Source organism: Variovorax sp. V118 (assembly GCF_041154445.1).
Taxonomy (GTDB): domain Bacteria; phylum Pseudomonadota; class Gammaproteobacteria; order Burkholderiales; family Burkholderiaceae_C; genus Variovorax; species Variovorax boronicumulans.
Window position 1 is genome coordinate 5,132,649 of sequence record NZ_AP028663.1, and the last position, 20,800, is coordinate 5,153,448.

Sequence of the window (20,800 nt, forward strand, 5' to 3'; positions counted from 1 at the left end):
TCCGCGGGCGCCACGCGCGCCTCGCAGCCCTTCCTCTTTGCGAAGGGCACAGAGAGCTCCCCATGAAAAAAGTATTCATCAAGACCTTCGGCTGCCAGATGAACGAGTACGACTCGGACAAGATGGCCGACGTGCTCCACGCCGCGCAGGGCTACGAGCCCACGCAGAACGTGGACGAGGCCGACCTCATCCTGTTCAACACCTGCTCGGTGCGCGAGAAGGCACAGGAGAAGGTGTTCTCCGACCTCGGCCGCGTGAAGCACCTGAAGGCCAAGGGCGTGAAGATCGGCGTGGGCGGCTGCGTGGCGAGCCAGGAAGGTCAGGCCATCATCGCGCGCGCGCCCTACGTCGACATCGTGTTCGGCCCGCAGACGCTGCACCGCCTGCCCGAGATGCTGAACGACCGCGAGCGCCTGGACCGCCCGCAGGTGGACATCAGCTTCCCCGAGATCGAGAAGTTCGACCACCTGCCGCCCGCGCGCGTCGAAGGCGCGACCGCCTTCGTGTCGATCATGGAAGGCTGCTCCAAGTACTGCAGCTACTGCGTGGTGCCCTACACCCGCGGCGAGGAAGTGAACCGCCCCCTGGACGACGTGCTGGTGGAAATCGCCGGCCTGGCCGACCAGGGCGTGCGCGAGATCACGCTGCTGGGCCAGAACGTGAACGCCTACCGCGGCAAGATGGGCGACACCGCCGAAATCGCCGACTTCGCGCTGCTCATCGAGTACGTGGCCGAGATCCCCGGCATCGAGCGCATCCGCTACACCACGAGCCACCCGAACGAGTTCACGCCCCGGCTCATCGAGGCCTATGCCAAGGTGCCGCAGCTCGTCTCGCATTTGCACCTGCCGGTGCAGCACGGCAGCGACCGCATCCTCATGGCCATGAAGCGCGGCTACACGGCCATGGAATACAAGAGCACGGTGCGCAAGCTGCGCGCCATCCGCCCCGACCTGGCCCTTTCCAGCGACTTCATCGTCGGCTTCCCCGGCGAGACCGACGCCGACTTCGACAAGATGATGAAGCTCATCGACGACTGCCAGTTCGACAACAGCTTCAGCTTCATCTTCAGCCCGCGCCCCGGCACGCCCGCCGCCGCGCTGCAGGACGACACGCCGCACGAGGTGAAGCTGGCGCGACTGCAGACGCTGCAGCGCGTGATCGACGGCAACGTGCGCCGCTTCGGCGATGCGCTGGTGGGCAGCACGCAGCGCGTGCTGGTCGAGGGCGCCTCGCGCAAGGACGCGAACGAACTCATGGGCCGCACCGCCTGCAACCGCGTCGTCAACTTCGAAGGCGACGCCCGCCTCGTGGGCCAGATGGCCGACCTGCGCATCACCCGCTCGCTGGCCTACACGCTGCGCGGCGAAGTGGTCACGCGCGAATCGGCCCTGGCTGCTGCTGCCACGGCGCTCGCCCACTGATGGCGAAGCGACCGTCCGTCCGGGGCTCGTTCCAGCAGCTCCTGCTGTTTGCCTTCCTGCTGATCACTGCGCTGCTGGTGGGCGTGGCGCTGCGCTCGGTGCTGCAGTACGACGCGCTCGTCACGCAAAGCCGCGACGCCGCCGCGCGCGCGCTGCGCCTGTCGGGTGCCTCGCAGTCGTTGGCCGAGCGCAGCGCGGCCATGGAACGCGCGGGACGCCAGTCGCTGGTGCTCAACGACGCCGTGCTGCGCCGCCGCTTCGACGAGGCGGCGCGCGAAGCCCACCAGGTGCTGGAGCGCCTGGAACGCAACGGCCTGCCGGCCGCCGGCATCGACATGTGGCGCAGCCAGCTCGGCGTGATCGAAGGGCTGCTCGGCGGCAGCCCCGACAGCGCCCTGGCGCGCGAGAGCACGATGGCGATGCAGTTCCGCGAACTCGACGCCCTGAACACCAACATCGCCCAGCAGGCGCAGTTCCTGATCGAAACGCAGAACGACGCGCTGGCCAAGCGCATCGAGAACGCGCGCCGCCGGCTGATGCGCGAAGTGGTCGCCGCCAGCGTGCTGGCCGTATCGCTGGCGCTGGCCTTCGGCATCTGGCTGGCGCGCCCCTTCAAGCGGCTCGAGAACGCCATCGTCGGCCTGGGCCAGAACCGGCTCGACGAACCCATCGACATCCGCGGCCCGGCCGACGTGCGGCGCGTGTCGCAGCAGCTCGAATGGCTGCGCTTGCGCCTGACCGAGCTCGACGCCGACAAGGCGCGCTTTCTGCGCCACGTGTCGCACGAGCTGAAGACGCCGCTGGCGGCGCTGCGCGAAGGCGTGTCGCTGCTCGAGGACGGCGTGACCGGCCCGCTGAACCCGGCCCAGCTCGAGGTCGCGCAGATCCTGCAGCAGAACACCGTGTCGCTGCAGAACCAGATCGAGGCGCTGCTGCGCTTCAACGCCGCCGCCTTCGAGGCGCGCGAGCTGCGCCGCGAGCGCACCGAGCTGCTGCCGCTGATCGAGGAGCAGATCGAGGCCCAGCGCCTGCAGTGGCAGGCGCACGGCCTGCGCGTGCGCGCCGAGGGCGAGCCGATCGCCCTCACGGTCGACCGCACCAAGCTCGGCACCGCCATCGCCAACCTGCTGTCGAACGCGATCCGGTTCTCGGCCGCGGGCGGCGTGATCACGCTGGCCGTGTCGGGCACGCCCGAGGCGGTGCACATCGACGTGTGCGACGCCGGCCCCGGCATTGCCGTGGGCGACCGCGACCGCATCTTCGAACCCTTCTTCCGCGGCGAGCGCCAGCCAGAGCACACGGTGAAAGGCACCGGCATCGGACTTTCCATCGTGCAGGAGTACATTGCAGCCCATGGGGGCCGCATCGCCCTGCTGCCGGACGGCCCCGGTGCACGCTTTCGCATCGAACTGCCGCGCACGACCTGACCCCGGACACCCCACCCACACCGCCCCGCGCCTTTTCGACCCATGTTCCTTTCGTTCGTCCGCAGATCCACCTTCGCCGGGGCCATGGCCGTGCCATGCGCCCTGCTGCTGGCGGCCTGCGCCTCCCAGCCCAAGCCGCCGGCCGAAGCCGACGCGCTGCCGCCGCCCGTGGCCGCGCCGCGCGTCGTGCCGGTCGAGGCCGAGCCCCGCGCGCCGGCCACGCAGCCGGCCTCGCTCTTCACGCAGCTCACCCAAGGCCCCGTCGCAACCATGCTGGCCTATGCCGACAAGGTGCGCCCGCTGGGCGGCGCCGACCTGAGCGCCGAAATTGCGCGCGTCGGCGAACAGGGCGAGACGCCCGCCGCGCAGATGCAGCTGGCGATCCTGCTCGCACAGACCCGCGTGCCGGCCGACCTGGCGCGCGCGCTGGGCCTGCTGCAGCGCGTGATCGCCAACCCGGCGCCCGAGGCGCAGCCGCTGCATCCGCTCGCGCGGGCGCTGGCGGCGCGCTATGTCGAGCAGCGCCGCGTCGAGGACGACCGCGACAAGCAGGTGCAGCAGCTGCGCGACAGCCAGCGCCGCATCGACCAGCTCAACGAGCGCATCGAGGCGCTGCGCGCCATCGAGCGCAGCTTCGCCCGGCCGAACACGCCGGCCCCCACGCCCTCCAACGGAAGCAGATCCAACCCATGAGTACAGCTGGTGCCCGCCTCCTCGTGGTCGACGACGACCCGGACATGCTGCGGCTGCTCTCGATGCGGCTGGTGTCGGCGGGCTACCAGGTCACGGCCGTCACTTCGGCCGAGACCGCGCTCACGCAGCTCGAGATCGAGCACCCGCAGCTGGTGCTCAGCGACGTGCGCCTGCCCGGGCGCGACGGCCTGCAGCTGTTCGACGAGATCCGCAAGCGCCACCCGACGCTGCCGGTGATCCTGCTGACCGCGCACGGCACCATTCCGGACGCGGTCGAGGCCACGGCGCGCGGCGTGTTCACCTACCTCACCAAGCCCTACGACGCGCGCGAACTGCTCGAGAAGATCGCGCAGGCGCTGGCGCTCGGCGCTCCGGCGGCCACGCCGAGCAAGACCGGCGACGACAGCTGGCGCTCGGAAATCGTGAGCCGCAGCAACCGCATGGCCGAGCTGCTGGCCGAGGCGCGCATGGTCGCCAAGTCGGACGCCTCCGTGCTGCTGCGCGGCGACTCCGGCGCCGGCAAGGAGCTGCTGGCGCGCGCCATCCACAAGGCCAGCGCGCGCGCCGACAAGCCCTTCGTGGCGGTCAACTGCGGCGCCATTCCCGAGGCGCTGCTCGAATCCGAGCTGTTCGGCCACATGAAAGGCGCCTTCACCGACGCCCACGCCAACCACAAGGGCCTGTTCCAGCAGGCCGACGGCGGCACGCTGCTGCTCGACGAAATCGGGGACATGCCGCCCGCGCTGCAGGTCAAGCTGCTGCGCGTGCTGCAGGAGCGCGCGGTGCGCCCGCTGGGCGCGAGCCAGTCGATCGAGGTCGACGTGCGCATCGTCTCGGCCACCCACCGCGACCTGGACGCCGCGATGGAAGCCGGCCAGTTCCGCGAAGACCTCTATTACCGCCTGAACGTGGTGACGCTCACGCTGCCGCCGCTGTCGGCGCGGCGCGAGGACATTCCGCTTTTGGCCAACCACTTCCTGCAGAAGCTGTCGACCAAGTACGGCAAGCGGCTGTCCGGCTTCGCGCCCGAGGCGCTGAAGGCGCTGACCACCGCCGCGTGGCCGGGCAACGTGCGCCAGCTCTACAACGTGGTGGAGCAGGTCTGCGCGCTGTCGGGCTCGCCGCTGATCCCGCTGGCGCTGGTGCAGCGCGCGCTGCGCGTGCCCAGCGTGGAGGTGCTCACCTATGCCGAGGCCAAGCAGCGTTTCGAGCGCGATTACCTCGTCGGCCTGCTCAAGCTGACCGACGGCAACGTGGCCGACGCGGCCCGCCTGGCCGACCGCAACCGCACCGAGTTCTACCGCCTGCTGCAGAAGCACGAGCTCACGCCGGGCAACTTCAAGGCCGACGTTGTCGCTCCCGGTGGCGACCCTGTCGCCGAGTAGCGACAGGCCTAAGTCGTTGATTTGAAAGGCTGTTTCTCGAGGGCCTCCCCGGCTTGTCGGGATTCGGCGACAAAAACAGGGGTTTCGGGGGCCTGGCGGGCCTCTCCCCCACGAAAAACGGTTCCGAGTCGCTCCAAGTCGTTGATTTAAAAGCGTTTTTCCAGGCTGGCACAGGGTTTGCCCCTGTACTGGCATGACAGCACTTACCAGCCCATCTTTCGCTCTGCGTCCGCAGCGCGACGGCCTGCGTCAAAAGCAGTTTTCCTCCTCGCGGCCCCGTGCCGCGGGCCATTCGCTGACCGCGCTCTCCGGCGTCGGCGGCGCCGCCACGGATTGCGTCTTCAAGCGCCTTCCGGCCATTGGCGACACCCCCCTCGACAAGCAACGTTGGTGAATGAACCGATGAAGCCGAACGACTTCTCCCACCTCAACGTCCTCGCCGAATCCGATTTCGCACGCCGCAGCGCGCTGCGCGAGGAACGCCACCCCAACGCCGTCACCGCACCGCCGCTGAACCGCGGTTCCATGGCACCGCGCCCCTGGCGTGGTTTCTGGAACAGCCTCGGCACCGCGCTGCTCGTGCGCCTGGGCGCCGGCCGCAACGCCGACAGCGCCCCCGCCGCCAAGCAGGCCGCCCCGGCCCCGCAGGCTTGGGAACGCGCCGCCGGCCAGCGCCGCCTCGCCTTCATGCTGCTCACGCTGCTGAGCACCGTGATCGCGTCGTCGCTGTTCGCCAGCGTGCAACCCGACTACGACAACGTCTGGCTCGAATACGGCCAGATCGGCCTGTACGGCCTGCTCTCGGGCTGGGTCGTGACCGGCTTCGTGACCGCGCTCATGGGCTTCTATGTTTCGGTGCGCGGTGACAAGCACGCCCTCTCGGCGAAACAGGTGGCCCACCACCCGATGAACCCCGAGGCACGCACCGCGATCATCATGCCGATCTGCAACGAGGACGTGGCCACCGTGTTCGCCGGCCTGCGCGCCACCTGCGAATCGGTTGCCTCCACGGGCCACGCCAAGCAGTTCGACGTGTTCGTGCTGTCCGACAGCTACAACCCCGAGACCGCCGCCGCCGAGCGCGCCGCCTGGGAAGACCTGCGCGCCGCCCTGGCTGAGAGCCCGAACCAGCCGCAGGTCGAGGTGTACTACCGCCTGCGCACCCGCCGCACGCACCGCAAGGCCGGCAACGTGGCCGACTTCTGCCGCCGCTGGGGCAAGGACTACCGCTACATGGTCGTGCTCGACGCCGACTCCGTGATGAGCGGCGACTGCCTGGCCTCGATGGTCAAGCTGATGGAAGCCAACCCCACCGCCGGCATCATCCAGACCGCGACGCAGGCCATCGGCCACGTCACGCTGCACGCCCGCGCCCAGCAGTTCGCTTCGCGCGTGACGGGTCGCCTGTTCACGCTGGGCATGCAGTTCTGGCAGCTCGGCGAGTCGCACTACTGGGGCCACAACGCGATCATCCGCGTCGAAGCCTTCATGAAGCACTGCGCGCTGGCCCCCATCAAGGGCACCGGCGGCATGTCGGGCGGCATCATGTCGCACGACTTCGTCGAAGCCGCGCTGATGCGCCGCGCCGGCTACCACGTGTGGCTGGTGTCCGACCTGGTCGGCAGCTACGAACAGCAACCGCCGGACCTGCTGGCCGAGCTGCAACGCGACCGCCGCTGGTGCCAGGGCAACCTGCAGAACGCCCGCCTGATGGCCGAGCCCGGCATCCACCCGGTGCACCGCGCGATGTTCGTGACCGGCACCATGGCGTATGTCTCGGCCCCGCTGTGGCTCGCCTTCCTGACGCTGGGCACCGCCCTGTGGCTGAGCGGCTCGAGCCTCGTGTCGAGCTGGAACGTGCTGCCCGCCGAACTGGCCGGCCTGTGGGTCTGGACCCTGTGCCTGCTGTTCCTGCCGCGCGTGCTGGGCATCGCTGCCGTGCTGATGCGCGGCGAGCAACGCCAGTACGGCGGTGTGTGGGGCCTGGTGAAGAGCTCGGTGCTCGAAGCCGGCCTGGCCATCGTGCAGGCTCCGGTGCGCATGCTGGCCCACTCGCTGTTCGTGCTGGTCGCCCTCACCGGCATCAAGCTCGACTGGAAGTCGCCCCCGCGTGAAGCCAACGCCGTGCCGTGGAAGGTCGCTGCCTCGCAGTTGGCCCCCATGACGCTGGTGATCGCCATGCTGGCCGTCGGCGTCGCCATGATCGACCCGAGCGCGCTGATCTGGCTCATGCCTGTCGGCCTGCCGCTGCTGCTGGCGATTCCGCTGACCGTGCTGACCAGCCAGATCGCGCTGGGCACCACGCTGCGCGACCGCGGCTTCCTGCTGATTCCCGAGGAATCGCGCTCGCCCGCCGTGCTGCGCCGCGCCTGGATGCATGCGCTGCGCCTGGCGCGCCCGGCGGCACTGGCCACGGCCTGATGCGATCTCAGCCCTGCGGCTGATCGCTCCAAAGAAAAAGCCCGCTTCGGCGGGCTTTTTGCTGGGCGGTACGCGATGCGCATCGATATGTCAGAAGGGCAGCCAGCGACGCCAGAACGGCGGACGGGGTGCGCGGGCGCCGCGCGCCACCAGCGCCGCGACGAGCGCCTCGCGGCCGTGCTTGCGGGCGGCCTGCAGCGGCGTGAGCCCGTCGAATTCAGACAGCAGGTTCGGATCGGCGCCGTGGTCCAGCAGGTAGCTGGCGATCTCGCCGTGCCCCTGGACCAGGCTGGCCACCAGCGGCGTGCACAGGATCTCGGGGTGCTGGTAGTTCGGATTCACGCCCGCACCGATGTGATAGCGCACCAGGTCGAGGTCGCCGGTCAGTGCGCCCTGGTAGAGCTCTTTCCAGTCGCCTGCGGACATGGCGGGGCTGCGCGCCTCTCTATATATGCATGCGTCGAGCGGCCGGGCTCAGAACGGCAGCTTGCCGCCGCCTCCGCCCATGCCGGGCATTCCGCCCATGCCCTTCATGCCGCCCATCTTCTTCATCATCTTCATCAGGCCGCCGCCCTTCATCTTCTTCATCATGCCCTGCATCTGCTCGAACTCGTTGAGCAGGCGGTTCACTTCCTGAACCTGCACGCCGGCACCGGCCGCGATGCGGCGCTTGCGCGTGGCCTTGAGCAGCTCGGGCTTGCGGCGCTCCAGCGGGGTCATGCTCTGGATGATCCCTTCCTTGCGGCGGATGTCGCGCTCGGCGCGCGTCATGTCGGCCTCGGTGGCCTTGGCGGCCATCTGCTGGGGCAGCTTGTCCATCAGGCTGGAGAGGCCGCCCATCTGCTTCATCTGCTGCAGCTGGCCGAGGAAGTCGTTCAGGTCGAAGCCCGCGCCGCTCTTGACCTTGGCGGCCAGCTTCTGCGCCGCCGCCACGTCGACGCCGGCCGTGACCTGCTCGACCAGCGCGACGATGTCGCCCATGCCCAGGATGCGGCCCGCATGGCGCTCGGCGTCGAACACCTCGAGGCCGTCGATCTTCTCGCTCACACCGGCGAACTTGATCGGCACGCCCGTGACCTGGCGCACCGACAGCGCCGCGCCGCCGCGTGAATCGCCGTCAGTCTTGGTCAGGATGATGCCGGTGAGGGGCAGCGCTTCCTTGAAGGCCTTGGCGGTGTTGATCGCGTCCTGGCCCTGCATGGCATCGACCACGAACAGGGTTTCGACCGGATCGAGCTCGGCGTGCAGCTGCTTGATTTCGGTCATCAGCACTTCGTCGATCGCGAGGCGGCCGGCCGTGTCGACCAGCAGCACGTCGAAGTAGTGGCGCTTGGCGTGGTCGAGCGCGGCGCGCGCGATGTCCAGCGGCTTCTGGTCGGGCGTGCTCGGGAACCACTCGGCGCCGGCCTGCTTGGTGACAGTCTTGAGTTGCTCGATGGCGGCCGGGCGGTACACGTCGCCCGACACGGTGAGCACCTTCTTCTTGCGCTTCTCGATCAGGTGCTTGGCCAGCTTGGCGGTGGTGGTGGTCTTGCCGGCGCCCTGCAGGCCGGCCATGAGGATCACCGCCGGCGGCTGGGCCGCGAGGTTGATGTCGGACACGCCCTCGCCCATGGTGGCGGCGAGTTCGCGGTTGACGATGCCGACCAGCGCCTGACCCGGCTTGAGCGAGCCCAGCACTTCCTGGCCCAGCGCCTTCTCCTTCACGCGGGCGACGAAGTCGCGCACCACGGGCAGCGCCACGTCGGCCTCCAGCAGCGCCATGCGCACCTCGCGCAGCATGTCCTGCACGTTGCTTTCGGTGATGCGCGCCTGGCCGCTCATCGTCTTGACGAGGCGGGAGAACTTTTCGGTGAGGGCGGTGGCCATGAAGGAAATACCTTGTTGTCCGCGGCAGCGGACCGATGGAAAGTCGTGAAAACCTGGAAGCGGTATGTGGGCCCGCTCTCTCGCGGGGGGTGTCCCCGGGAGGGGGTGGGCGAAGCGACGCGACGTGCGCGAAGCCGGGGGACGAGCCTATACACTCCACCGATGATTTTAGCGATCCCCTCCCCACTCGGCGTGGCGCTGGGCATCGCCACCGCGGCAGCCTACGGTTTTGCCGCTGCCGCCGGTGCGCGGCTCAGCCGCCAGACCACCCAATGGGCGCTCGGCATCGCATGGCTGCTGCACGCTGCGGTGCTCGGCCACGGGCTGATCGGCGGCGACCCTCGCTTCGGTTTTGCGCCGGCGCTGTCGGTCACGGCGTGGCTGGTGCTCACGGTCTACGCGGTCGAAAGCCGCCTGTATCCGCAACTGAAGGCACGCCGCGCGCTGGCCTGGCTGGGCGCGGCGGCCGTGCTGCTGGCGCTGCTGTTCCCGGGCACGCCGCTGCATGTCAGCGCCTCGCCCTGGCTGCCGCTGCATCTCGCACTGGGCATCGCCTCGTATGGCCTGTTCGGCGCTGCCGTGGTGCACGCCTGGCTGATCACGCGGGCCGAAAAGCAGATCCGCCTGGCCAGCGCCGATGCGCAGGCGGGCGTGCCGCTGCTCACGCTGGAACGGCTCACCTTCCGCTTCGTGACGGCGGGCTTCGTGCTGCTGTCGGCCACGCTGCTGGCCGGCCTGCTGTTCAGCGAACAGCTCTACGGCGCCGCCGGCCGCGCCTGGAAGTGGGACCACAAGACCATCTTCTCGATGCTCGCCTGGCTCAGCTTCGCGGTCCTGCTGACCGGACGCGCCCGCTTCGGCTGGCGCGGGCGCACCGCGCGGCGCGTGCTGTATGCGGGCGCGGCGCTGCTGCTGCTGCTGGCCTACGTGGGCTCGCGCTTCGTGCTCGAAGTCGTGCTGACGCGCCTGCCCGCATGAAGTACCTGCTCGTCCTCGCGGTGGTGTGGGTCGCGATCTGGCTCTGGCGCAAGAACCGGCGCGAAGAGATGCGCGACGCTCAGCAAGAACGCGCCAAGAAGGCGCAACAGCGCACGCCGGCCGTCGGCCCGCCGCAGGCCATGGTGCGCTGCGCCCATTGCGGGCTGCACCTGCCCGCGGCCGACGCACTCCCCGGGCCGGACGGCGCGGTGTTCTGCAGCGCCGCGCACCGCCAGGCCGGCACCGCCGCATGAGTTCATTGCGCCGGTCGCGCGGCGAGCCGGCCACCGACTGGGACGTGCTCGACCTGGGCGCCGGCGACAGCACGGCGCTGCTGCGGCTGTGGCGCGGCTTCATGGCGGCGCGCTGCTTCGTGGCGCTGGTGCTGGTGCTGCTGCAGGGCGTGGCCTTCGCCATCGGGCAGGCCGTGCAGCCGCTGCCGATCGTGCTGTCGGGCGGCTACCTCGTCCTGGCCTGGCTGGAGATGCGCTATGCGCACTTCGAACCGCCGATCCGCGGCTTCTCGACGCTCTGGCTGCTGACCATCGGGGTCGACCTGGGCATCTTCAGCGCCCTGCAGGTGCTGCAGGGCGGCAGCGTCAACTACACGCCGCTGTTCGCGCTGCCCGTGCTGATGAGCGCGGTGCTCGGCACGCTGCTCGTGGGCCTGGGCACCACGGCCACCGTGACGCTGCTGCTGCTGGCCGACGCCGGCTGGCACTGGCTGCAGCAACCCGGCGATCCTTCGGCGCGCTTCGTGCAGGCCGCCCTCACCGGCACCGGCCTGTTCGTGGTGGCGCTGCTCGCGCACGAACTCGCGCGCCGGCTGGCGCGCGAAGAAGCGGTGGCGCAGCGCAGCCGCAGCCATGCGCAGATGCAGGCGCAGGTCAACGACCTGGTGATCGAAACCCTCAGCGAAGGCGTGCTGGTGATCGACACCGACGGCCTGGTGCACGCAGCCAACCCGGCGGCCGACGCGATCCTCGGCCAGGGCCTGGCGCAGCTGCCACTGCCGTTCCCGCTGCACACCCAACCGGCCTGGCATGCGCTGGCCGCGCTGGCGCGCCAGACCTTCGCGCGCCGCGCGCCGCAGACCGAAGAGATCCCGGTGGCGCAGGCGCGCGGCGCGGCGCGCGAGGTGCGCGTGCGCACCCGGCTCACGCCCACCGACGACCGGCGCGCCGACAGCCTGTGCGTGATGTTCCTGCAGGACCTGCGCGAGCTCGAAGCCCGCATCCGCACCGAAAAGCTCGCCGCGATGGGCCGCATGTCGGCTGCGGTGGCGCATGAAATCCGCAACCCGCTGGCCGCCATCGCGCAGGCCAGCGCGCTGCTCAGCGAAGACCTGACCGACCCCGCGCACCGCAAGCTGACCGACATGGTGCAGCACAACGCGCAGCGCCTGGCGCGCATCGTGGACGACGTGCTCGACGTCTCGCGCGCGCGCCAGCAGCGCGTGCTCTCGCTGGGCGAACAGCTGGTGCTCGACCCGGCGGCGCAGATCCTGGCCGAGGAATGGATACGCCAGACCCAGCGCAAGGGCGTGCGCGTGGCGCTCGACGCGCAGGGCAGCGAGGTGCGCTTCGAGGCCGAGCACCTGCGCCGCCTGCTGGTGAACCTGCTGGACAACGCCGCGCGCTACGCCAGCCAGCGCGACGGCGCGATCCAGGTCATCACCACGGTGCAGCGCGCCGGCGTGCAGCGCGCCGCGTTGCTGGTGTGGAGCGACGGCGCGCCGCTGGAGCCGGCGGTGCAGCGCCACCTGTTCGAACCCTTCTTCTCGTCCGAGAGCCGCTCCAGCGGCCTGGGCCTGTTCCTGTGCCGCGAGCTGTGCCGGCGCCACGGCGCCACCATCGGCTATGAACGGCGCGCGCTGGTGCCGGGCGGCCCCGAGGGCAATGAATTCTTCGTCAGCTTCGCACCGAGCGAAAACCGGCTGACACAATAGCGGCCGTGAGCTCCCTCCCGCCTTCCGCCGCCGCCCCGCGCCCCGCGCAGATCCTCGTCATCGACGACGAACCCGACCTGCGCACGCTCTACGAACTCACGCTGCTGCGCGAAGGCTACCGGGTGGAAGCCGCGGGCAGCGTGTCCGAAGCCTGGCAGCACCTGGAGGCCGGCCGCTTCGACGCCGTGATCACCGACATGCGGCTGCCCGACGGCGAAGGCATGGAGATCATCCACCGCATCCAGAAAGACCAGCGCAGCGAGCGCTGCGTGGTCATGACCGCCTACGGCTCGGCCGAGAACGCGGTCGAGGCGCTGAAGGCCGGCGCCTTCGACTACCTCACGAAGCCGGTCGACCTGAAGCAGTTCCGCGCCGTGGTGGCGTCGGCCGTGCAGGCCAACCGCGCCGCGGTGGTCGTGCCGCAGAAGGCGCCGCCGCAGGCCGCCGGCCAGGGCGGCGAACGCCCCGACGCACTGGCCGTGACGCGCAGCGGCGCCACCGCGCTCGACCGGCTGGTCGGCGACTCCGACCCGATGCGCCTCGTGAAGTCGCGCATCGCCAAGGTGGCGCGCGGCATGGCGCCGGTGCTGGTGCGCGGCGAATCGGGCACCGGCAAGGAACTGGTCGCGCGCGCCGTGCACGGCTGCAGCCAGCGCAGCGAAGGCCCCTTCGTCGCGGTGAACTGCGGCGCGATCCCCGAGAACCTGCTCGAGGCCGAGTTCTTCGGCGCCAAGAAGGGCTCGTACACCGGCTCCTCGCAAGACCGCGACGGCTACTTCCAGGCCGCGCGCGACGGCACGCTGTTCCTCGACGAGATCGGCGACCTGCCGCTGGCCATGCAGTCGAAGCTGCTGCGCGCCATCCAGGAACGCAGCGTGCGCGCCATCGGCTCGACGCAGGAAGACGCGGTCGACGTGCGCATCGTGAGCGCCACCCATAAAGACCTGCACGCCGAGGTGCTGGCCGGCCGCTTCCGGCAGGACCTGTTTTACCGCCTCAACGTGATCGAGATCGCCGTGCCCGCGCTGCGCGAGCGCCGCGAAGACCTGCCCGCGCTGTGCACCGCGCTGCTCGCGCGCATCGCGCAGGACGGCGGCCTGCCCGTGCCGCGCCTGTCCGACGCGCTGTTGCAGCGCCTGGCCCAGCACCCGCTCGACGGCAACGTGCGCGAGCTCGAGAACCTGCTGCACCGCGCCGTGGCGCTGAACGACGGCGACGAGCTGCACATCGACCTGATGGGTGCGATGACGCCGATGCCGGCCGCGCCGCGCGGCGAATCCGCTGAAGCGCCAGCCGCCGTTGCGGTGGCTCCCGTCCCCGCACCCGCCGTCGAGCCCAAGCCCGCGCCGCCGCCGCTGCCCTCCGACTTGCAAGCCTGGCTCGACCAGCAGGAGCGCGAGATCCTCGTGCGCGCGCTGCACGAAAGCGGCTTCAACCGCACGGCCGCCGCCGCGCGGCTGGGCATGAGCCTGCGCCAGATCCGCTACCGCATCGCGCGCCTGGGCATCTCCACGCCCAACGGCGACGACGGCACCACCGCGCATGCCGACGACTGACGACCTCGCCACGACACCGGCCAGCGACGACGGACTCTGGCGGGCCGGCTGGTACCGCTTCGCCAAGGCCCTGCCCTCGCCCAACTTCGGACCGCGCCCCGTCGGCGCGCAGACCGACCTGATCGTGCTGCACTCCATCAGCCTGCCACCGGGCGAATACGGCGGCGACGCCGTACAGCAGCTCTTCACCAACCGGCTCGACTGGGACGCGCACCCGTACTTCCAGTCGATCCGCGGGCTCGAGGTGTCCTCGCATTTCTATGTGCGGCGCAACGGCGATCTCTGGCAGTTCGTGAGCTGCGAGGACCGCGCCTGGCATGCCGGCGTGTCGTCGTGGCGCGGGCGCACCAACTGCAACGACGACTCCGTCGGCATCGAGCTCGAAGGCCTCGAGGGCGAACGCTTCGAGGAGGCGCAGTACGAGACGCTGGCCAGCCTCTGCGCCGCGCTCGCGCAGCACTACGCCATCGCCCACATCGCCGGCCACGAGCACATCGCGCCCGGTCGCAAGCAGGACCCCGGCGCCGGTTTCGACTGGCGCCTGCTGCGCGAACAGCTCGGCTGGAATCCACAGATGTTTCCCGAGCAGGTGGTCGCGCGCTAATTTTTTCAATCGCTCCGTGGCCCGCGATGCGCCGCTCTCGCAGCGCAGCAATCTCGCAAGCGCAGGCACGCGACGTAGCAACCATGCGGGCTGCAGGCCCAAATCGCCTTGCAAGCCGCGCCCCATGCGGGTTGCGCCACCATGGGCCAGTATTCACGCGGCATCGCTGGCGATGCGCTGGGTACGGCGCAATTCCTGTCAGGGTTGCGTCCATAGGAAAACACTACCTGTAGTGGCTTGTAGGGCACAGACACCCTAGATATAGTGTCTTCCCGTTCGGCAACAACGCCGACGCAAGGCCCGCGAGGCTTGCCAACCAACAAGAATTGCACAACCGAGAGGAAGCGAATGCAAACTGCACTGAACACCCCGTCGACCCCCCGCGCCGTCCCCGCGACGCCGCAGCAGCAACAAGACACTGCGGGCTCGCCCACCGGTCAGAACCTCGCGCACTACCAGATCATCCGCCGCAACGGCGCCGTCGTTCCCTTCGAACCGAACAAGATCGCCATCGCGATGATGAAGGCCTTCCTGGCGGTGCACGGCACCCAGGGCGCGGCTTCCGCCAGCGTGCGCGAGACCGTCGACACGCTGACGCAAGGCGTGATCCGCGCCATGGTGCGCTCGCGTCCGGGCGGCGGCACCTTCCACATCGAAGACGTGCAGGACCAGGTCGAGCTCGGCCTGATGCGCGGCGGCCACCATGAAATCGCGCGCGCCTACGTGCTGTACCGCGAACGCCGCACCCAGGAGCGCTCCAAGCAGGGCGAGCAGGACGTGCCCGCCGCACCGGCACTGCACGTGCTCGACAACGGCGAGCGCGTGGCGCTGGACCTGAACGAGCTCAAGGGCCTGATCGAATCGGCCTGCCAGGGCCTGGGTGACAGCATCACCGCCGCCCCCATCGTCGCCGAGACGATGCGCAACCTGTACGACGGCGTGCCGCTGGACGAGGTCTACAAGGCCTCCATCCTGGCCGCCCGCACGCTGATCGAGAAGGACCCCGACTACACCTTCGCCACCGCGCGCCTGCTGCTGCACACGATCTTCAAGGAAATCATCGGCCGCGAAGTGATGCCGGTCGAGCGCGCCACCGCCTACGCCGACTACTTCCCGCAGTTCATCAAGAAGGGCGTCGAGAACGAGCTGCTCGACGAGAAGCTGCTGCAGTACGACCTGCCCCGCCTGGGCGCCGCCCTGAAGGCCGAGCGCGACAACCAGTTCGACTACCTGGGCCTGCAGACCCTGTACGACCGCTACTTCCTGCACGTGCGCAAGACCCGCATCGAGCTGCCGCAGGCGTTCTTCATGCGCGTGGCCATGGGCCTGTCGCTGAACGAAATCGACCGCGAAGCCCGCGCCATCGAGTTCTACGAAGTGCTGTCGTCGTTCGACTTCATGTCGAGCACGCCCACCCTGTTCAACGCCGGCACGCTGCGTTCGCAGCTCTCGAGCTGCTACCTGACCACCGTGCCCGACGACCTGGACGGCATCTACGAGTCGATCAAGGAAAACGCGCTGCTGTCGAAGTTCGCCGGCGGCCTGGGCAACGACTGGACCCGCGTGCGCGCACTGGGCAGCCACATCAAGGGCACCAATGGCGAATCGCAAGGCGTGGTGCCGTTCCTGAAGGTGGTGAACGACACGGCCGTGGCCGTGAACCAGGGCGGCAAGCGCAAGGGCGCCGTCTGCACGTACCTGGAAACCTGGCACCTCGACATCGAGGAGTTCCTGGAGCTGCGCAAGAACACCGGCGACGACCGCCGCCGCACGCACGACATGAACACCGCCAACTGGATCCCCGACCTGTTCATGCGCCGCGTGATGGAAAAGGGCACCTGGACGCTGTTCTCGCCCTCCAACGTGCCTGACCTGCACGACCTGTTCGGCGCCGACTTCGAGAAGGCCTACGTCGCCTACGAAGAGAAGGCCGCCCGCGGCGAGATCAAGCCCGCGCGCACCCTCCAGGCCTCGGACCTGTGGCGCAAGATGCTCACGATGCTGTTCGAGACCGGCCACCCCTGGATCACGTTCAAGGATGCCTGCAACGTGCGCTCGCCGCAGCAGCACGCCGGCGTCGTGCACTCGTCGAACCTGTGCACCGAGATCACGCTGAACACCAGCGACACCGAAACCGCCGTGTGCAACCTGGGTTCCGTGAACCTGCTGCAGCACCTGAAGGACGGCAAGGTCGACCAGGAAAAGCTCAAGCGCACCATCTCGACCGCGATGCGCATGCTCGACAACGTGATCGACATCAACTACTACGCCGTGAAGAAGGCGCGCGACTCGAACCTGCGCCACCGTCCGGTCGGCCTGGGCCTGATGGGCTTCCAGGACGCGCTGTACGAACTGCGCATTCCCTACGCCTCGCAGGAAGCCGTGCAGTTCGCCGACGAGTCGATGGAAGCCATCTGCTACCACGCCTACTGGGCCTCGACCGAGCTGGCCAAGGAACGCGGCAAGTACTCCAGCTACAAGGGCTCGCTGTGGGACAAGGGCATCCTGCCGATCGACTCGCTCGACCTGCTCGAGAAGGCCCGCGGCGGCTACGTCGAAGTGGACCGCTCGGCCACCCTCGACTGGGATTCGCTGCGCGCCAAGATCAAGGCCGACGGCATGCGCAATTCGAACTGCGTGGCCATCGCCCCCACGGCGACCATCTCGAACATCATCGGCGTGGACGCCTCGATCGAACCCTGCTTCGGCAACCTGTCGGTCAAGTCGAACCTGTCGGGCGAGTTCACCGTGATCAACCACTACCTGGTGCGCGACCTGAAGCGCCTGGGCCTGTGGGACGACGTGATGGTCATGGACCTGAAGCACTTCGACGGCTCGCTGCGTCCCATCGACCGCGTGCCGCAGGACGTGAAGGCGCTGTACGCCACCGCATTCGAAGTCGAGACGACGTGGCTGGTGGAAGCCGCCGCGCGTCGCCAGAAGTGGATCGACCAGGCGCAGTCGCTGAACATCTACATGGCCGGCGCCTCGGGCAAGAAGCTCGACGACACCTACAAGCTCGCCTGGCTGCGCGGCCTGAAGACCACCTACTACCTGCGCACGCAGAGCGCGACGCACGCTGAAAAGTCGACGGTGCAATCGGGCCGTCTCAACGCGGTGTCGTCGGGCAACGACGCACCCTCGGGCATGAGCGCACTCGAAGCCGCCGCTGCTGCAGCGAAGGCACAGATGAGCGCGATGCCCGCCACCGACATCGCGTTCTGCGGTGTCGACGATCCGACCTGCGAAGCCTGCCAGTGATGTGCAAGTGAAGCGTCAACACACAAGACGCTTCGATCGATCAGCGAGGTGCTCGCACAAGTGAAAAGCGCGCGACGTTCAATCAATCAAGGCATTGACTGACGTCGCGCGATGCATGCGAGCAACATAACAACCCCATAAATGGCGCACGATGTGAACGAGCACTTTGCAACTCACATCGTTGCTCCGATAATTGCGCATTGGATTTTTCTATGTTGACCTGGGACGAAGAAGTCAAGCCCTCCTTACCAAAGGATATGCAACAAGGATTGCAGCAGCACCACGCATCGACCGGCGGTCTTTCCGCTGGCCGCGCGGTCGCCGCTCCGACTTCGTCGCTTGCACAACCCGCCACTGCCACCGCACCGGTGGCCGCCGCTGCAGGCCAGCGCGTCAAGGCTTCCGACAAGCGGATCATCAACGGCCAGACCGACGTCAACCAGCTGGTGCCGTTCAAGTACAAGTGGGCTTGGGAAAAGTACCTCGCCACCTGCGCCAACCACTGGATGCCGCAGGAAGTGAACATGACGCGCGACATCGCGTTGTGGAAAGACCCGAACGGCCTGACCGAAGACGAGCGCCGCATCGTCAAGCGCAACCTCGGCTTCTTCGTGACCGCCGATTCGCTGGCCGCCAACAACATCGTGCTGGGCACCTACCGCCACATCACGGCCCCCGAGTGCCGCCAGTTCCTGCTGCGCCAGGCCTTCGAGGAAGCGATCCACACGCACGCGTACCAGTACATCGTCGAGTCGCTCGGCCTGGACGAGAGCGAGATCTTCAACGCCTACAACGAAGTGCCGTCGATCCGCGAGAAGGACCAGTTCCTGATCCCGTTCATCGACGCCATCAGCGACCCGAACTTCAAGACCGGCACGCACGAGACCGACCAGACGCTGCTCAAGTCGCTCATCGTGTTCGCCTGCCTGATGGAAGGTCTCTTCTTCTACGTCGGCTTCACGCAGATCCTCGCGCTGGGCCGCCAGAACAAGATGACCGGCGCTGCCGAGCAGTACCAGTACATCCTGCGCGACGAGTCGATGCACTGCAATTTCGGCATCGACCTGATCAACCAGCTCAAGCTCGAGAATCCCGGCCTGTGGACCGCAGAGTTCAAGGCCGAGATCAAGGACCTCTTCATGAAGGCCGTCGAGCTCGAATACAAATACGCCGAAGACACCATGCCGCGTGGCGTGCTCGGCATGAACGCCTCCATGTTCAAGGGCTACCTGCGCTACATCGCCAACCGGCGCGCGCAGCAGATCGGCCTCGAAACGCTCTTCCCGAACGAGGAAAACCCGTTCCCCTGGATGAGCGAAATGATTGACCTGAAGAAAGAGCGCAACTTTTTCGAAACCCGCGTGATCGAGTACCAGTCGGGTGGTGCGCTCTCCTGGGATTGAATTTTTCGATACACAACAATTCATGAATTCAAGAATTGCCCTTGCCACCGACTGCGCCAAAGAGCGCGGCATGGACGAGGGCTCAGGTGTTCATGGTGCTGGGGCTCAGATTCCAACGCCATGAATCGCTTCACGCTCCCAACGCGCGTGGAGTGCTTCAATAGGTTGATTTTTTCAACTTGATCAAGGAGAAATAGAAATGGCAACTGCAAAGAAAGCGCCGGCCAAGAAGGCCGCTGCAAAGAAGGCTCCGGCTAAGAAGGCTGTCGCCGCGAAGAAGGCTCCGGCAAAGAAGGTCGCTGCAAAGAAGGCTCCGGCTAAGAAGGCTGTCGCCAAGAAGGTCGTAGCGAAGAAGGCTCCGGCAAAGAAGGCTCCGGCAAAGAAGGTCGCGGCCAAGAAGGTTGCAGCCAAGAAGGTTGCAGCCAAGAAGGTCGTAGCGAAGAAGGCTGCACCGGCGAAGAAGGCCGCTGCCAAGAAGGCTCCGGCAAAGAAGGCCGCCGCCAAGAAGGCGCCTGCCAAGAAGGCCGTAGCGAAGAAGGCGCCTGCCAAGAAGGCTGCTGCCAAGAAGGCCCCTGCGAAGAAGGCTGCCGCCAAGAAGGCCCCTGCCAAGAAGGCCGCGGCCAAGAAAGCCGCGAAAAAGCCCGCTGCCAAGCCTGCCGCTGCTGCCAAGAAGCCTGCTGCCAAGAAGGCCGCCGCGCCTGCGAAGGCTGCCGTAGCGCCTGCCCCTGCGGCGCAAACGACGCTGAATCCCCAGGCAGCCTGGCCGTTTCCGACGGCCAGCAAGCCCTGAGTGAATTCTCAGCGGCCTTGAAAGGCACGAAGCCCGGCACCGCAAGGTGCCGGGCTTTTTTCATGGACGCCCGCCGCCGCCGAATCGCCGAAGCGATGCGGGCAGGTCGTCAGCGAATCACAGGTCGAGCGTCGCGCGATCGATCTGGTAGTTCTGCGGTCCGCGCTGCGCGATCTTGAGCGCACCGATGCGGTTGCCGAGCGCTGCGCAGCGCGCCAGCGGCCATTCCTTTTCCAGGCCGTACAGCAGGCCGCCGCGCCACGCGTCGCCGCAGCCCGTGGGCTCGACCACGGCCGTGGGCGTCACGCCGGGCACGTGCTCGCGCTCGCCGCCGGTCCACACTTCGCAGCCCTCGGCCGCCAGCGTGACCACGAGGCCGCGCACGCGCTGCGAGATCTCGGCCAGGCTCCAGCCGGTGCGCTGCGACAGCATCTTGCCTTCGTAGTCGTTGACCACGACCCAGCTCGCGAGCTCGATGAAGTGGCGCAGCGCATCGCCGTCAAACATCGGCAGGCCCTGGCCCGGATCGAACACGAAGGGAATGCCGCCGGCGGCGAACTGCTCGGCGTGCTGCAGCATCGCCTCGCGGCCGTCGGGCGCGATGATGCCGAGCTTGATGTCCTCGCGCGCCACCACCTTCGTGATGTGCGCCTGCTGCATCGCGCCGGGATGGAACGCCGTGATCTGGTTGTTGTCCGTGTCGTTCATGATCATCGCCTGCGCGGTGAAGGTGTCGTCGAGCTGACGCACGAACTCCGTGCTGATGCCCAGCGTGCGCATGCGCTCGGCGTAATCCGCACCATCGCTGCCCAGCGTGGCCATCGGCAGCGCCGTGCCGCCCAGGGCGTTGAGGCTGTAGGCGATGTTGCCGGCGCAGCCGCCGAAGTCACGGCGCAGGCCCGGCACCAGGAACGACACATTCAGGATGTGCAGCTGGTCCGGCAGGATCTGGTCGGCGAACCGGCCTTCGAAAGTCATGATGGTGTCGAACGCGAGGGAACCGCAAATCACTGCTGCCATGGGTGGACCGTAGGTTGGATG

17 protein-coding genes are annotated in these 20,800 nt (G+C 68.2%); 14 read left to right on the forward strand and 3 right to left on the reverse strand.

Features of this window, described 5'->3' with window-relative positions; all coding sequences use genetic code 11:
- The first annotated feature begins 62 nt into the window (after positions 1 to 62).
- From miaB to mdoH, 6 genes are all read left to right on the forward strand, one after another.
- Positions 63 to 1,424: a tRNA (N6-isopentenyl adenosine(37)-C2)-methylthiotransferase MiaB gene (miaB, locus tag ACAM52_RS23875; protein ID WP_159273894.1), complete on the forward strand. Its 1,362-nt coding sequence runs from the start codon at positions 63 to 65 to the stop codon at positions 1,422 to 1,424.
- Complete coding sequence (locus tag ACAM52_RS23880) at positions 1,424 to 2,851, forward strand: sensor histidine kinase KdpD (RefSeq protein WP_062477875.1); 1,428 nt, start codon at positions 1,424 to 1,426, stop codon at positions 2,849 to 2,851. The genes miaB and ACAM52_RS23880 overlap by 1 nt, the downstream gene beginning before the upstream one ends.
- An 84-nt stretch (positions 2,852 to 2,935) precedes the next feature.
- Positions 2,936 to 3,544, forward strand: a complete 609-nt coding sequence (locus tag ACAM52_RS23885) for a hypothetical protein (protein ID WP_240531305.1) — start codon at positions 2,936 to 2,938, stop codon at positions 3,542 to 3,544.
- On the forward strand, positions 3,541 to 4,929 hold the full coding sequence (locus tag ACAM52_RS23890) for a sigma 54-interacting transcriptional regulator (protein ID WP_139703030.1): 1,389 nt from the start codon (positions 3,541 to 3,543) through the stop codon (positions 4,927 to 4,929). The genes ACAM52_RS23885 and ACAM52_RS23890 overlap by 4 nt, the downstream gene beginning before the upstream one ends.
- A gap of 193 nt (positions 4,930 to 5,122) precedes the next feature.
- Positions 5,123 to 5,323 carry a hypothetical protein gene (locus tag ACAM52_RS23895; RefSeq protein ID WP_082818265.1) on the forward strand — a complete coding sequence of 67 codons (201 nt, stop codon included), beginning with the start codon at positions 5,123 to 5,125 and terminating at the stop codon, positions 5,321 to 5,323.
- Positions 5,324 to 5,331: 8 nt separating this feature from the next.
- Complete coding sequence (gene mdoH / locus ACAM52_RS23900; protein ID WP_159273892.1) at positions 5,332 to 7,350, forward strand: glucans biosynthesis glucosyltransferase MdoH; 2,019 nt, start codon at positions 5,332 to 5,334, stop codon at positions 7,348 to 7,350.
- Between the two features lie 90 nt (positions 7,351 to 7,440).
- On the opposite strand, the gene ACAM52_RS23905 is transcribed toward mdoH, so the two are convergent.
- Positions 7,441 to 7,776, reverse strand: coding sequence for an ankyrin repeat domain-containing protein (locus ACAM52_RS23905; RefSeq protein ID WP_159278540.1), 336 nt, complete (start codon positions 7,774 to 7,776; stop codon positions 7,441 to 7,443).
- 48 nt (positions 7,777 to 7,824) lie between these two features.
- Positions 7,825 to 9,219, reverse strand: coding sequence for a signal recognition particle protein (gene ffh, locus ACAM52_RS23910; RefSeq protein WP_369644737.1), 1,395 nt, complete (start codon positions 9,217 to 9,219; stop codon positions 7,825 to 7,827).
- A gap of 162 nt (positions 9,220 to 9,381) precedes the next feature.
- Between ffh and ACAM52_RS23915 the strand changes: the two genes are divergently transcribed.
- The 8 genes from ACAM52_RS23915 to ACAM52_RS23950 all read left to right on the forward strand — a co-directional run bounded on the left by ACAM52_RS23915 (position 9,382) and on the right by ACAM52_RS23950 (position 19,759).
- Positions 9,382 to 10,197, forward strand: a complete 816-nt coding sequence (locus ACAM52_RS23915) for an inner membrane protein YpjD (protein ID WP_369644738.1) — start codon at positions 9,382 to 9,384, stop codon at positions 10,195 to 10,197.
- Positions 10,194 to 10,451 (forward strand): PP0621 family protein, encoded by a 258-nt coding sequence (locus ACAM52_RS23920; protein ID WP_159273889.1) that lies wholly within the window; start codon positions 10,194 to 10,196, stop codon positions 10,449 to 10,451. The genes ACAM52_RS23915 and ACAM52_RS23920 overlap by 4 nt, the downstream gene beginning before the upstream one ends.
- On the forward strand, positions 10,448 to 12,145 hold the full coding sequence (locus ACAM52_RS23925; RefSeq protein ID WP_354345679.1) for a histidine kinase dimerization/phospho-acceptor domain-containing protein: 1,698 nt from the start codon (positions 10,448 to 10,450) through the stop codon (positions 12,143 to 12,145). The genes ACAM52_RS23920 and ACAM52_RS23925 overlap by 4 nt, the downstream gene beginning before the upstream one ends.
- Positions 12,146 to 12,150: 5 nt before the next feature.
- On the forward strand, positions 12,151 to 13,701 hold the full coding sequence (locus ACAM52_RS23930; RefSeq protein WP_307635872.1) for a sigma-54 dependent transcriptional regulator: 1,551 nt from the start codon (positions 12,151 to 12,153) through the stop codon (positions 13,699 to 13,701).
- Positions 13,688 to 14,305, forward strand: coding sequence for a 1,6-anhydro-N-acetylmuramyl-L-alanine amidase AmpD (gene ampD, locus ACAM52_RS23935; protein ID WP_307635873.1), 618 nt, complete (start codon positions 13,688 to 13,690; stop codon positions 14,303 to 14,305). Before ACAM52_RS23930 ends, ampD begins: the two co-directional genes overlap by 14 nt.
- A 348-nt stretch (positions 14,306 to 14,653) precedes the next feature.
- On the forward strand, positions 14,654 to 17,566 hold the full coding sequence (locus ACAM52_RS23940; RefSeq protein ID WP_062480342.1) for a ribonucleoside-diphosphate reductase subunit alpha: 2,913 nt from the start codon (positions 14,654 to 14,656) through the stop codon (positions 17,564 to 17,566).
- 212 nt (positions 17,567 to 17,778) lie between these two features.
- Entirely contained in the window at positions 17,779 to 18,969 is a 1,191-nt protein-coding gene (locus ACAM52_RS23945) for a ribonucleotide-diphosphate reductase subunit beta (RefSeq protein WP_062480340.1), read from the forward strand.
- A gap of 199 nt (positions 18,970 to 19,168) precedes the next feature.
- On the forward strand, positions 19,169 to 19,759 hold the full coding sequence (locus tag ACAM52_RS23950; RefSeq protein WP_369644739.1) for a histone H1-like DNA-binding protein: 591 nt from the start codon (positions 19,169 to 19,171) through the stop codon (positions 19,757 to 19,759).
- 117 nt (positions 19,760 to 19,876) lie between these two features.
- Here the strand turns inward: ACAM52_RS23950 and ACAM52_RS23955 are convergent, their stop codons facing one another.
- The gene (locus ACAM52_RS23955; protein WP_369644740.1) at positions 19,877 to 20,779 is read right to left on the reverse strand and encodes a carbohydrate kinase family protein; all 903 of its coding nucleotides are present in this window, start codon (positions 20,777 to 20,779) and stop codon (positions 19,877 to 19,879) included.
- Positions 20,780 to 20,800 lie beyond the last annotated feature (21 nt).

Coding starts and splice junctions, on each gene's coding strand:
- miaB (WP_159273894.1), top strand. CDS start 63: ATGAAAAAAGTATTCATCAAGACCTTCGGCTGCCAGATGAACGAGTAC.
- ACAM52_RS23880 (WP_062477875.1), top strand. CDS start 1,424: ATGGCGAAGCGACCGTCCGTCCGGGGCTCGTTCCAGCAGCTCCTGCTG.
- ACAM52_RS23885 (WP_240531305.1), top strand. CDS start 2,936: ATGGCCGTGCCATGCGCCCTGCTGCTGGCGGCCTGCGCCTCCCAGCCC.
- ACAM52_RS23890 (WP_139703030.1), top strand. CDS start 3,541: ATGAGTACAGCTGGTGCCCGCCTCCTCGTGGTCGACGACGACCCGGAC.
- ACAM52_RS23895 (WP_082818265.1), top strand. CDS start 5,123: ATGACAGCACTTACCAGCCCATCTTTCGCTCTGCGTCCGCAGCGCGAC.
- mdoH (WP_159273892.1), top strand. CDS start 5,332: ATGAAGCCGAACGACTTCTCCCACCTCAACGTCCTCGCCGAATCCGAT.
- ACAM52_RS23905 (WP_159278540.1), bottom strand. CDS start 7,776: ATGTCCGCAGGCGACTGGAAAGAGCTCTACCAGGGCGCACTGACCGGC.
- ffh (WP_369644737.1), bottom strand. CDS start 9,219: ATGGCCACCGCCCTCACCGAAAAGTTCTCCCGCCTCGTCAAGACGATG.
- ACAM52_RS23915 (WP_369644738.1), top strand. CDS start 9,382: ATGATTTTAGCGATCCCCTCCCCACTCGGCGTGGCGCTGGGCATCGCC.
- ACAM52_RS23920 (WP_159273889.1), top strand. CDS start 10,194: ATGAAGTACCTGCTCGTCCTCGCGGTGGTGTGGGTCGCGATCTGGCTC.
- ACAM52_RS23925 (WP_354345679.1), top strand. CDS start 10,448: ATGAGTTCATTGCGCCGGTCGCGCGGCGAGCCGGCCACCGACTGGGAC.
- ampD (WP_307635873.1), top strand. CDS start 13,688: ATGCCGACGACTGACGACCTCGCCACGACACCGGCCAGCGACGACGGA.
- ACAM52_RS23940 (WP_062480342.1), top strand. CDS start 14,654: ATGCAAACTGCACTGAACACCCCGTCGACCCCCCGCGCCGTCCCCGCG.
- ACAM52_RS23945 (WP_062480340.1), top strand. CDS start 17,779: ATGTTGACCTGGGACGAAGAAGTCAAGCCCTCCTTACCAAAGGATATG.
- ACAM52_RS23950 (WP_369644739.1), top strand. CDS start 19,169: ATGGCAACTGCAAAGAAAGCGCCGGCCAAGAAGGCCGCTGCAAAGAAG.
- ACAM52_RS23955 (WP_369644740.1), bottom strand. CDS start 20,779: ATGGCAGCAGTGATTTGCGGTTCCCTCGCGTTCGACACCATCATGACT.